Origin of the sequence: Haemophilus influenzae (assembly GCF_019703545.1) — a bacterium.
Taxonomy (GTDB): domain Bacteria; phylum Pseudomonadota; class Gammaproteobacteria; order Enterobacterales; family Pasteurellaceae; genus Haemophilus; species Haemophilus influenzae_E.
In genome coordinates, this window is the sequence record NZ_AP018771.1 from 1,318,380 (window position 1) to 1,330,824 (window position 12,445).

A 12,445-nucleotide genomic window follows, 5' to 3' on the forward strand; every position below is an offset into this window, starting at 1 on the left:
ATAAACTATCTTCTTACTATTACTAAAATAGAGGGATAAGTATTGTTTAGGATAAGGTTTCATAAGGTTATGATATAGTGCGGTGAATTACACCCTATATAGGAGTAGAAATTGGCTACATTAGAACAAAATTTACAAGAAATGCTACAAGATGCGGTAAAGGATTTAGGCTGTGAATTGTGGGGAATTGAGTGTCAGCGCGTGGGTCGTTTTATGACAGTTCGTTTATTTATAGATAAAGAAGGTGGTGTGACAGTTGATGATTGTGCTGATGTAAGTCGTCAAGTGAGTGCAATTTTAGACGTGGAAGATCCAATTGCGGATAAATATAATCTAGAAGTGTCGTCACCCGGTCTAGATCGTCCGCTATTTACCTTGCCGCAATTTGAACGCTATATTGGGCAAGATATCGCTGTGCATTTGCGAATTCCAGTGATGGAACGCCGTAAATGGCAAGGTAAGTTAGAGCGTATTGAAAAGGATATGATTACTTTAATCGTTGATGATCAAGAACAAATTTTAGTCTTCGGAAACATTCAAAAAGCGAATGTTGTTGCAAAATTTTAAAAGGAGAAAAAGAGAAATGAGTAAAGAAATTTTACTGGCGGCGGAAGCTGTATCCAATGAAAAATTATTACCACGTGAGAAAATTTTTGAAGCATTAGAGAGTGCGATTGCGATTTCTACTAAGAAGAAGTTTGAATATGAAACGGATATTCGCGTTTCAATTAATCCCAAAACAGGAGAATTTGATACTTTTCGCCGTTGGTTAGTCGTAGATGAAGTAAAAGTACCAACGAAGGAAATTACTTTGGAAGCGGCGCAATTTGATGATCCAAATTTGCAACTTGGAGAGTATGTAGAAGATCAAATTGAATCTATTGCATTTGACCGTATTGCAATGCAAACAGCACGTCAAGTTATTAGCACTAAAATTCGTGAAGCCGAACGTGCAAAAGTGGTTGAACAATTTCGTGAAGAAGAAGGAAAAATTGTAACAGGCACTGTAAAAAAAGTAAGTCGAGACAGTATTATTTTAGATCTTGGCAATAAAGCGGAAGCGATGATTGCACGTGAAGATATGTTACCACGTGAAAACTTCCGTCCGGGAGATCGTGTTCGTGGGGTGCTTTATAAAGTAAATCCTGAAGGCAAAACTGCACAATTATTTGTGACACGTTCTAAACCAGAAATGTTGATCGAATTATTCCGTATTGAAGTGCCTGAAATTGGCGAAGAAATGATTGAAATTCGTGGTGCAGCTCGTGATGCTGGCTCTCGCGCTAAAATTGCAGTGAAATCAAATGATAAGCGAATTGATCCAGTTGGTGCTTGTGTAGGAATGCGTGGTGCGCGTGTTCAAGCCATTACCAATGAACTTGGTGGTGAGCGTGTAGATATCGTGCTTTGGGATGATAATCCAGCACAATTTGTGATTAATGCGATGGCGCCTGCGGATGTTTCTTCTATTATCGTTGATGAAGATAATCATTCTATGGATATTGCTGTTGAAGCTGATAATCTTGCTCAAGCCATTGGTCGTAATGGTCAAAACGTGCGTTTAGCAACACAATTAACAGGTTGGACACTAAACGTAATGACGACTGATGAGTTAAATGCTAAGCATCAAGCAGAAGATAACAAAGTGTTAAATTTATTTATTAACGCATTAGAACTTGATGAAGAATTTGCTCAAATCCTTGTAGAAGAAGGCTTCACAAGTTTAGAAGAAATTGCTTATGTGCCAATGAATGAATTGACAGCAATTGATGGTTTGGAAGATGAAGATCTTGTTGAAGAACTTCAAACTCGTGCTAAAAATGCGATTACAGCCGCAGCAGTAGCTGAAGAAGAGGCATTGAAAAAAGCAAATATTGAAGATCGCTTATTGAATTTAGATGGTATGAATCGCCATGTGGCATTCAGATTAGCTGAAAAACAAATTACTACTCTCGAAGAACTCGCCGAACAGGGTGTAGATGATTTAGCAGATATTGAAGAATTAACAGCAGAACAGGCAGCAGATTTAATTATGGCTGCACGTAATATCTGTTGGTTTGGCGAAGAATAAGGAGAGTAGTAATGACTGAAGATGTTAAGGCTGATGCGCCAAAAAAATTAAGCATTCAACGCAGAACAAAAACAACAGTGAGCAGCACCACAACTGGCGGTAAAAGCAAAGAAGTACAAGTAGAAGTACGTAAAAAACGCACAGTAAAAACTGATATTGCTCAACAAGAAGAAGCAAAATTAAAAGCACAGCAAGAAGCGGAAGCGAAAAAAATTGCTGAACAAAAAGCAGTAGAAGAAAAAGCTCGTTTAGAAGCTGAAAAAGTGGCAGCTAAGAAAGAAGCTGATGAAAAAGCAAAAGCTGAAACTGCTAAGCCAGCAAAAAGTGCGGTAGATTCTAAAGTGAAATCTGTTGATCCTGAAAAAGAGAAACGTAAAGCAGAAGAAGCAGAACTTCGTCGTAAAGCTGAAGAATTAGCTCGTCAAAAAGCAGAAGAACAAGCTCGTCGTGCAGCAGAAGAAGCGAAACGTTATGCTGAAGCAGATGATTCAGACAATGAATCTTCTTCAGAAGACTATTCTGATTACAATCTAAGTTCAAGATATGCACTTGAAGCAGAAGATGAAGAAGATCGTCGTAATGAAAATCGTGGCCGTGGCAAAAATAAAGTAGCGAAAGCGAAAAAAGGCGGTCGCGACGATGAAAATAGCAAAAACTCGAAAAACGAGCGCGAATCTAATCGTAAAAATCAAAAAGACGCTAAGTTTGGTAAAGGTAAAAATGGCAAAAAAGGTGCCGCACTTCAACAAGCCTTTACTAAACCTGCTCAAGTAGTTAAATCGGATGTAGTCATTGGAGAAACCATTACGGTTGCAGAACTTGCGAATAAGATGGCGGTAAAAGCTACAGAGATCATCAAAATGATGATGAAGATGGGCGAAATGGTTACTATCAACCAAGTTATCGACCAAGAAACCGCTCAATTAGTAGCAGAAGAACTTGGTCATAAAGTGATTCTTCGTAATGAAAATGAGCTTGAAGAAGCGGTATTAGGCGATCGTGATGTAAACGCAGAAAAAGTAACCCGTGCGCCAGTTGTAACCATCATGGGTCACGTTGATCATGGTAAAACCTCTTTACTTGACTATATTCGTAAAGCGAAAGTTGCTGCAGGCGAAGCGGGTGGTATTACTCAACATATCGGTGCGTATCACGTAGAAATGGATGATGGCAAAATGATCACCTTCTTGGATACGCCAGGACACGCAGCGTTTACTTCTATGCGTGCACGTGGTGCAAAAGCAACAGATATCGTTGTTCTTGTTGTTGCGGCCGATGATGGTGTGATGCCTCAAACTATCGAAGCGATTCAACACGCAAAAGCAGCGGGTGCACCTTTAGTGGTTGCAGTAAATAAAATCGATAAACCAGAAGCAAATCTAGATCGTGTTGAGCAAGAATTATTACAACATGATGTCATTTCTGAGAAATTCGGTGGTGATGTGCAATTCGTTCCTGTATCGGCGAAGAAAGGTACAGGGGTTGATGATTTATTAGATGCAATCTTACTTCAATCTGAAGTGCTTGAATTGACCGCTGTAAAAGACGGCATGGCAAGTGGTGTAGTCATTGAATCTTACTTGGATAAAGGTCGTGGCCCTGTGGCAACTATCTTGGTTCAATCAGGTACACTACGTAAAGGCGACATCGTACTTTGTGGTTTTGAATATGGCCGTGTGCGCGCAATGCGTGATGAAAACGGGAAAGAAGTGGATGAAGCAGGGCCTTCAATTCCAGTTGAATTATTAGGTCTTTCAGGTGTGCCTGCAGCAGGTGATGAAGCAACCGTTGTACGTGATGAGAAAAAAGCACGTGAAGTGGCGTTATATCGTCAAGGTAAATTCCGTGAAGTGAAATTAGCTCGTCAGCAAAAAGCGAAACTTGAAAATATGTTTAGCAATATGTCTGAAGGCGATGTGGCTGAATTGAACGTTATTGTGAAAGCGGATGTACAAGGCTCTGTAGAAGCGATTGTTCAAGCGTTAAATGAACTTTCTACTAATGAAGTAAAAGTTAAAGTTGTTGGTTCAGGTGTAGGTGGTATTACTGAAACTGATGCAACTTTAGCTACCGCATCTAATGCCATCATTGTTGGCTTTAATGTTCGAGCGGATGCAACAGCTCGTCGTGTCATTGAAGCTGAAAACATTGATTTACGTTACTACTCAATCATTTATGAATTATTGAATGAAATTAAAGCAGCAATGAGCGGTATGTTAGAGCCTGAATTTAAACAAGAAATTATTGGCTTAGCTGAAGTTCGTGATGTATTCCGTCATCCGAAATTTGGTGCAATCGCAGGTTGTATGGTAACCGAGGGTGTAGTGAAACGTAACAACCCAATCCGTGTATTACGTGACAACGTCGTTATCTTTGAAGGGGAATTAGAATCTCTTCGCCGTTTCAAAGACGATGTATCTGAAGTTCGTAACGGTATGGAATGTGGTATCGGCGTGAAAAACTACAATGATGTAAAAGTCGGCGACCAAATTGAGGTATTTGAAGTGGTTGAAGTTAAACGTTCAATCTAACTTTTAACAAAATAAAGGGCGGTTAAAAATCATAGTGTTTTTAATCGCCCTTTTGTTATTAAATAAACCGCATCAAAATTATAAACCAGTTAAATCCTCAGCAATTTCTTCAGCTTGTTTAATCACATAAGTTACCGCTTCTTCCTGTTTATCGGGTGGGTATTTGTAGCGTTGTAGGGCGCGTTTAACGAGAATACGCATTTTTGCTCGTACCGCCTCTTTGTATTGCCAGTCGATTGTGACCGATTTTCTAAGTGTTTCCGTGATTTCTTTCGCCAGTTTAGAAAGCACTTCATCACCCATCAAATCTTTTGCACTTTGATTTTGAGATAGGGCTTCATAGAAGGCTAGTTCTTCCTTGGTTAATCCTAGTTTTTTCCCTAATGCTAGACGTTCTTGGAAATCTTGGCTCATTTTAAAGAGTTCGTCCAAAATCTCTACCACAGTCAAATTGTGGTTGTGGTATTGATTCAATGCTTCCTTCAAACGCTGTTCAAAATCTTTTTGCAATGTTAAGTTTGTGCCTGATTTAACTTTAATTTCACTTGCTAAATAACGTTCCATTGCCGTAACCCATAAATTTTTAGTTGGGCTATTTTTAACAGTTTGTAAAAATTCTTCGGAAAGCAGGCTGATTTGTGGTTGTGGTTTTTCTAGCAGATCAAATAAATCAATCACGCCTTCAGAATACACAGTTTGATTGACTAATTTTTTCAATAAAATCTGTCTTTCATTTGTGCCTGTGCCTTTTTGTTCACGTTTAGTTAAAATTGCTCGTACGGCATCATAAAAGGCGATTTCTTGGTTATACGGCTCAACTTCAGCCAATGCACCGCACAGCATATAGCCTTTTTTTACCAAGCCTGCTGCTTTCAAAAAAGCTTTTTTGCGAGGTTCTGTTTCTTTTTTATTAAACCAATGCTGCTCGTGCGCTTTGCCATCAAACGGTAATTGATCAAGGCTTAAAATATGGTTGGCGGCAAACCGAATAGCCATCAAAAGATCATGTGGATTATCTTTTTCTAAGGCAGTCTGAACATCAAAAGTTTTTCCTTCAACTGGCGTTGCAAACAGAGTGCGGATAACTTCGAAACGCTCTTTCATTTTAAAGAATACATCAATCACGCTATCAGCCAGTTTGCCCTTGCCTTGTGAGTTTGTATATTGCCGAGTGGCTTTTTCGAGCTCGTCAGCAATGCCTACATAATCCACAATCAAGCCGCCATTTTCTCGGCTTTTATTGCGGAATACACGGTTTACTCGTGCGATGGCTTGCATTAGGTTATGCCCCTTCATTGGCTTATCAAGATACATAGTGTTACAGCACGGTGCATCAAAGCCTGTCAGCCACATATCACGCACAATCACCACCTTCAGCGGATCGTTCGGGTCTTTAAAGCGGCGTTCCAGCGTTTGCTTTTCCTGTTTACTGTAAACGTGTTTCTGCATTTCCGGCGCATCGGAAGCAGAACCTGTCATCACAATTTTAATCGCACCCTCATTGATATTATCCGAATGCCATTCAGGGTGCAGAGCGATGATCTGATTATACAAATCCACGCAAATCTGACGGCTGGAAACCACCATCATCGCTTTGCTGTCCACCACTTCATTGCGTTTGGCAAAATGTTGCACAAAATCGACCGCTAAATCATGCAATCGTGCTTCTGAGCCGAGCAATTTTTCTCGCAAGCGTAATTTCGGGTTTTCTTCGCCTTCCAGCAGTTCATCAATTTCTGCAAATAATTCATCGTGATTAGCATTCTCCGCTAGCTTGATTTGGCGAGCTTCGTAAATAATCGGCACAGTTGCACCATCTTCCACCGCATCTTGCAAGTCATAAATGGACACATAACGACCGAACACATCTTGCGTGTCCTTATCTTCTAGGCTAATCGGCGTACCTGTAAAACCGATAAACGAGGCATTAGGTAAAGCATCTCGCAAATGGCGAGCATAACCTGTCTGAAACTTGCCGTTATGCAGCTTTTGCGTAAAGCCATATTGGCTGCGGTGAGCCTCATCGCTGATCACAATAATATTGCTGCGCTCATTTAAAACAGGGAAGCGGCTTTCTTCCTCATTTAGGGCGAATTTCTGAATCGTCGTAAAAAACACGCCGCCCACTTCATTTTGCGCGAGCAGTTGGCGCAGTTGATCGCGGTCTTCTACTTGTTGCGGTGTTTGTTTGATTAAATCTTTGCCTGAAGAAAAGGTTTGGAAGAGCTGACCGTCCAAATCGTTACGGTCGGTGACCACCACAATAGTGGGATTTTTCAATTCAGGCTGTGCAAGCAGTTTGCCTGCATAAAACAACATGGAAATTGATTTACCCGAACCTTGCGTATGCCACATCACCCCAATGCGGCGGTCGCCTTTTCTGAAGTCGCCCAAATGGTGGAATCTACCGCTTCATTTACGCCGTAATATTGATGGTACGCTGCGATTTTTTTAATGGTTTTGCCAACGGAATCCCGTTCAAACAAGACGAAATAGCGGATATAGTCGAGTAAATCCTTAGGCTGCAACAAGCCATTGAGCAGGCTTTGCAATTCATCGTCAAAATATAAGCGTGCGCTTTTATTTTTTTCATCGACCACTTTCCACGGCGTAAAGCGTTGGAAATCTGCCGAAAGCGAACCCAAACGGGCGACAATGCCGTCTGAAATAATCAGAGCTTGGTTGTAAACAAACAGCTCGGCAATTTCATCTTTATAGGTTTCAAATTGATTAAACGCCTGCAACAAATCCGCCGATTCACGCAGCGGATTTTTGAGCTCAAATACCACCAACGGTAAGCCATTTACAAAGCCGATAATATCGGGAATCCGCTTGCCCCCTTTACGACTGCGGATTTCCAGCTGATTGACGGCAACAAAGCGGTTATTCTCCACATGCTCAAAATCCACCAAGCGTGCCATCTCGATTTTTTGTTCACCGTTTAGCGTATATTCCACCCGCACGCCATCACGCAGCAGCTTATAAAATGCCTGATTGCGTACCACCAAGTCGCCAATATCGCTTTTCGTCGCCGATTTCACCACAGAATCCACCGCACTTTCAGGCAGCTGAGGATTAAGTTTACGCACCGCCTCACGCAGTTGCTCAACAAAGACTACGTCGCTCAAATCGCCACGGGCAAACTTGCCCTCATGAACAGGCAAGTCTTTACCATAGCGATATTCCCAACCGAGGGATTGCAGGCGTTGAAGAGTGAGTTGTTCGATGTCATTTTCGTTGAGCATAGGTGTTCCTTACTTGATTTTATAAGAGGATCTGCATTACTAAAATCATCCCATTTCCTTTTTTATGAAAGCTGGAAATGTTGTTGAGTATCATCTCCACAGGTTTATTTTCTAGTGTTGATAATTTAGTTCAACATCTTGTTCAAGCTTATTTTTATAATTTTCTAATTTTTGGATAAGTTTTATTTGCTTATCTTTAATGGAATTCAGGGAACGCATTGTTCGCTCGTAACGTATTCTTTCCGTAACAAGTTTTTTTCTAATGTCGCTAATTTAAGTTCTTGCTCAGCCTTATATTTATTTTCAAGACGTTGTAGTTTTTGCTCTAATTCTATAACCTTAGCTTCATCTTCAAGCAGTGATATTTTGACTAGAATAATAGGCATAGCAATCCCAAATGAGATAGCAATAAAATAACAAAAAACTGTACCCAACATTGATATACTCCTATTTATTCTTGATATTCTTAGGTGGAAAAGGAATCATGCTTGATGTTAGCATCGCAATTTCTTGATTTATATAGACAAGATTTTCTTGCCTTTCATTATTTTCATTTGTGAGTTGTTTAATTTCTGCATCCCAAATAGCTTGTTGTTTTTCTAATGATTCTTTTTTTTCAATTACCTCTTGTGATTCTGTTTTTTTTGATATTTCATCTATTTTTATGTTAATTTCACATTCTTTTGATGAAAGACTGTTTTTTGAAAAAAAAACAGAATAAATAAGATAAATTGGCACAATGATAAATGACATAATAAAAAGTGTATATAAAAACACGAACAATGGGTGCCAAGGGTTACTAAGTATGCCAAGAATAAGTGCTAAAATACCGAAAGATATAATCCCAGGGCCTATTAGTGCAATCATTAATTTCCTCCTATGTTTTAAAGTATTTTCTATTGGTTAATCCTGATATTCTAAATTAATCTCTGCAATCGCATTATCAATGCCAATTTCACAAAGTTTTATTTTTCCTAATAAATCAGGATAAATTGTTGAAGCATCAATATTAATTGAGGCAAGATAAGCTAAAACATCTTTTCTTAACTTACTGGAAATTAACATTTTACTTAATCTGTGAAAAACATATCCATCAATACTTTGATTGAGAAGAATACGTTTGCAATGCTCAAAATATTTTTCTTGCAGCTTTTCATAATCTTTTCCAATGTCAAATTGTTTACCAAACTTTTCTAAATATCGTTCTAAGGTTGATTGTAAGCAATAATCTACATGGCTATGCCCACGATAAAATCTCGCATAATTGGTTGAACTATCACTTGCTAAGGGAATTTGTTTGAATTCATCTGGTGTTTCTTCATCAAATTTATAACTATAACTAAAAACAAATCTTTTGAATTCATCTAACGTATTGATTTCACCAACAACTGGGACTTTATCTTTTCCTATAAATTTAAAATCTTCCATTTTAAACTTCCCCATTTAACAATCTAGGTAATAATAAATCTCTAGTCTTAGCTAAAGTTTCAGCGTTTTGAGAATTCCATAAAATTCTTTCTAAAAGTTCTTTTACTCTATTTTCAAACAAAATATGTAATTTATCATTTGCTTTGATAATCGGGAATTTGAGTAGTTCTTTTGTGCTGATATTTGCCTGTGCGGATCCTTTAGCATTTATTTCCGCAAACTCTTTAAATTGGGATTGTCGTGCTAAGCAATAAATGTAATTATAGAAACAATGATTCTTATCTATCTCTTTTGGTAAGAATTTTGCTACTCGTTGATTTAGCATTGCAATTTTTCCTGTTGGAATGCGTCCAACTTCACCAACATAACCTGTTAAGCCAACTAAAATATCGCTGCTTGTAAGCAAGAAATCAGGTTTTAATTTTGAGTAGTCTTCAGAAACAAAACCATTTCCTTCTACTTCTACTTCTACAATTATTGGCTTAACAGATCCAATTTTAATAACAGGTATACCTTGCTCCATCCAGTCAAAACTTTTGAATGCATAACCATTTTGCATTTCACAAATTTCTGAAAGTGTTGTTTTTTCCCACCCCTTCGGCACCTCGCCCCCATCAACCTCCACCATCTCACACGGAAACGCTTTGGCGGTTTCGGCTAATTCGGCGTAGCGGTCAGGTTGTGTTTGTGAAAGTGCGGTCAGTTCTTCGGGTGTTTTTCCGCTGATTGTCTGCATGGCTGCCAGTTCCGCTTGTTCAAGGCTCATGCCCTCTGAAAGGGCTTGGACTTTGGCGCGCACGGGATCGAAATCGACAAACCAGCTTTTAAACAGGGCTTGAGCGATTTGTTCCAAGGTTTGGTTGATTTGGGTGTTGAGTTGGATTTTTTCATCCAGTACCTTTAAGTGTTTTCCTGCTTTATTAGCTGATTTGGGCGAAATATCTGGAAATTCTAGATCTTCAATAAGTTTTCCGCTGATATTAGGTTGTGCTGCGCCATCAGCTGTATTAGAAAAATATTGGAAACTTTTATTTGAACTTACTAAATAATAAATAAAATCAGATGAGTATGGGCAATCTTCTTTTAATATAAGACGACCAACACGTTGATTAATCAGACAGGGTTGAGTTCCTTTTGCAATTCGAGAGACTTTCCCCACATTTGCTCCTGTCATTGCAATTAAAATATCGTCATCTTTTGTCTGAAAAGATTTTACTTTTCTTGCAATTTCTTCTGATATAGTGTCATAGCTACTCAAATCAATAAAACTGCCACCAGTTACATTACCAATTTTAATTACAGGCATTCCAGATAAATTCTTTATAAAATCTTTGCTTTTGAAAGCATATCCATTTTGTACCGAGATATAATTACCAAGTTTACTCATACCCCAATCCCCCTAAATTCTTCTTAATCTCTGCTTCCAACTCTGCACTTTTTGCAAACTGTTCCTTCAAAAGAGCGGTCAGATTTTGCATTTTTTCTGCAAATGGCACGCCGTCATCTTCTTGTTCTGCGGTGCCGACATAGCGCCCTGGTGTGAGGACGAAGTCGTTGTCTTTAATCTCTTCTAACGTAGCGGATTTACAGAAAGCGGCTTGGTCTTCATAGCCGTCTGATGTTTGCCAAGCATGGAGGGTGTTGGCAATTTTGGCGATGTCATCAGCGGTGAAATCACGCAATACACGGTCTTTCATATAGCCGATTTGGCGGGCATCGATAAACAACACTTCGCCTTTACGTTTTTTGTTGCAGTTTAAAAACCAAATACAGGCGGGGATTTGGGTGTTGGTGAAGAGCTGACCGGGCAGGGCAACCATACATTCGATCAAGTCGGCATTGATGATGGCTTTGCGGATTTCACCTTCGTTGTTGGTTTGGCTGCTCATGGAGCCGTTGGCCAGCAATAATGCCATTTTGCCGTTTGGCGAGAGGTGGTAAATCATATGTTGAATCCACGCATAGTTTGCATTGCCTTTGGGCAGTGTGCCGTATGCCCAACGTGGATCATCGGCAAGGGATTCACTCCACCAATCGCTGATGTTGAATGGCGGGTTTGCCATAATGAAATCCATCTTTTTGTCGATGTGTTGCGGCTGGGTGAAACTGTCGGCGTTGTATTTGCCGAAGTCGTAATCAATGCCACGAATCGCCATATTCATGGCGGCAAGTTTCCAAGTGGTGGGGTTGAATTCTTGCCCGTAGATGGAAACGTTGTTGATGTTGCCTTGATGGGCGGTGATAAAGCGTTCGGTTTGCACGAAAAAGCCGCCGCTGCCCATGGCTGGGTCATACACGCGTCCTGAATAGGGCTCGAGCATTTCGACAATCAGGGAAACGATGGATTTTGGCGTGAAATATTGCCCACCGCGTTTGCCTTCTGCTTGGGCAAAGCGACCGAGGAAGTATTCGTAAACATGGCCGAGAATGTCTTTTGCACCCAAATGCACGGGCTCGCCGTTGTAAGTTGGGCGGGTAAAGTTAGTATCGGAGAAGAGGATAATCAGCCCGCGCAGGGTGTCTTCGTTTACGGCATAGCCGCTGATGCGTTGGAGGACGCCTTTGAGTTTTTCGTTGTCTTTTTCAATGGCATCGAAGGCATCGTCAATCAGTTTTGCCACGCCAGAAAATTTTCCTCCCCAAGGCAATTCTGCCCCAGTGTTGAGAATAGAGACTTCTTGTAAGGCTTGCCAACGCGCAGAAACAGGCACCCAGAACACATTGTCGGCGGTGTAGTAGTCGCGATTTTCCAGCTCGGCGGTTAAGGCTTCTTGATATTCTTCTTCAGTATCAAAAAAGTGCGGTCAAGATAGAGGGGATTTTCAGGTGTGGAGAGTTCCGCCTGAATTTTTTCTTGTTGATGGGTGAAACTATCAGAAATGTATTTTAAGAAGATAAGACCAAGAACGATATGTTTATAGTTAGCGGCATCAAGTTGTTGGCGGAGCTTATCGGCAGATGCCCAAAGTTTTTCATCTAATTCATTTAAAAATGCTTGTTGTAATGTGTGATTTTCATCGACAATTTTGGTCGTCTCGTCTCGCTTGCATAAATTATGCCCTCTGTAAAGTGATTTTTATCGGAAGTTTGAATATTCAAACAAATTATCAGGTGTCATTTTATCGAAAAACAGTATTAAGTTGAAAGGGATTTTTGCGTGCTAAATTCAA

General features: G+C 39.9%; 7 protein-coding genes and 2 pseudogenes. 3 read left to right on the forward strand and 6 right to left on the reverse strand.

Going from position 1 to position 12,445, the window contains the following annotated elements:
- The first annotated feature begins 111 nt into the window (after positions 1–111).
- The 3 genes from rimP to infB are packed head-to-tail and all read left to right on the forward strand — an operon-like array spanning position 112 to position 4,602.
- Entirely contained in the window at positions 112–567 is a 456-nt protein-coding gene (gene rimP, locus K6J66_RS06550) for a ribosome maturation factor RimP (protein ID WP_005650281.1), read from the forward strand.
- 16 nt (positions 568–583) lie between these two features.
- Positions 584–2,071 carry a transcription termination factor NusA gene (gene nusA / locus K6J66_RS06555; protein WP_005652909.1) on the forward strand — a complete coding sequence of 496 codons (1,488 nt, stop codon included), beginning with the start codon at positions 584–586 and terminating at the stop codon, positions 2,069–2,071.
- 11 nt (positions 2,072–2,082) lie between these two features.
- Entirely contained in the window at positions 2,083–4,602 is a 2,520-nt protein-coding gene (gene infB / locus K6J66_RS06560; protein ID WP_038439744.1) for a translation initiation factor IF-2, read from the forward strand.
- Between the two features lie 78 nt (positions 4,603–4,680).
- Here the strand turns inward: infB and K6J66_RS06565 are convergent.
- The 6 genes and pseudogenes from K6J66_RS06565 to K6J66_RS06590 all read right to left on the reverse strand — a co-directional run bounded on the left by K6J66_RS06565 (position 4,681) and on the right by K6J66_RS06590 (position 12,374).
- Positions 4,681–7,847: pseudogene (locus K6J66_RS06565) on the reverse strand (type I restriction endonuclease subunit R).
- Positions 7,848–8,053: 206 nt separating this feature from the next.
- Positions 8,054–8,284 carry a hypothetical protein gene (locus tag K6J66_RS06570; protein ID WP_038439746.1) on the reverse strand — a complete coding sequence of 77 codons (231 nt, stop codon included), beginning with the start codon at positions 8,282–8,284 and terminating at the stop codon, positions 8,054–8,056.
- Between the two features lie 10 nt (positions 8,285–8,294).
- Entirely contained in the window at positions 8,295–8,714 is a 420-nt protein-coding gene (locus K6J66_RS09625; protein WP_225732502.1) for a two-component system regulatory protein YycI, read from the reverse strand.
- 36 nt (positions 8,715–8,750) lie between these two features.
- Positions 8,751–9,275: a hypothetical protein gene (locus tag K6J66_RS06580; protein ID WP_005657474.1), complete on the reverse strand. Its 525-nt coding sequence runs from the start codon at positions 9,273–9,275 to the stop codon at positions 8,751–8,753.
- Position 9,276: 1 nt separating this feature from the next.
- Positions 9,277–10,662 (reverse strand): restriction endonuclease subunit S, encoded by a 1,386-nt coding sequence (locus K6J66_RS06585; protein WP_080281375.1) that lies wholly within the window; start codon positions 10,660–10,662, stop codon positions 9,277–9,279.
- A pseudogene (locus tag K6J66_RS06590) lies at positions 10,655–12,374 on the reverse strand (class I SAM-dependent DNA methyltransferase). The gene K6J66_RS06585 and the pseudogene K6J66_RS06590 overlap by 8 nt, the downstream one beginning before the upstream one ends.
- Between the last annotated feature and the right edge of the window lie 71 nt (positions 12,375–12,445).

Excerpts from the sequence above, each read along its gene's own strand:
- K6J66_RS06585 (WP_080281375.1), bottom strand. The coding sequence starts at position 10,662 with ATGAGTAAACTTGGTAATTATATCTCGGTACAAAATGGATATGCTTTC.
- K6J66_RS06570 (WP_038439746.1), bottom strand. The coding sequence starts at position 8,284 with ATGTTGGGTACAGTTTTTTGTTATTTTATTGCTATCTCATTTGGGATT.
- infB (WP_038439744.1), top strand. The coding sequence starts at position 2,083 with ATGACTGAAGATGTTAAGGCTGATGCGCCAAAAAAATTAAGCATTCAA.
- K6J66_RS09625 (WP_225732502.1), bottom strand. The coding sequence starts at position 8,714 with ATGATTGCACTAATAGGCCCTGGGATTATATCTTTCGGTATTTTAGCA.
- nusA (WP_005652909.1), top strand. The coding sequence starts at position 584 with ATGAGTAAAGAAATTTTACTGGCGGCGGAAGCTGTATCCAATGAAAAA.
- K6J66_RS06580 (WP_005657474.1), bottom strand. The coding sequence starts at position 9,275 with ATGGAAGATTTTAAATTTATAGGAAAAGATAAAGTCCCAGTTGTTGGT.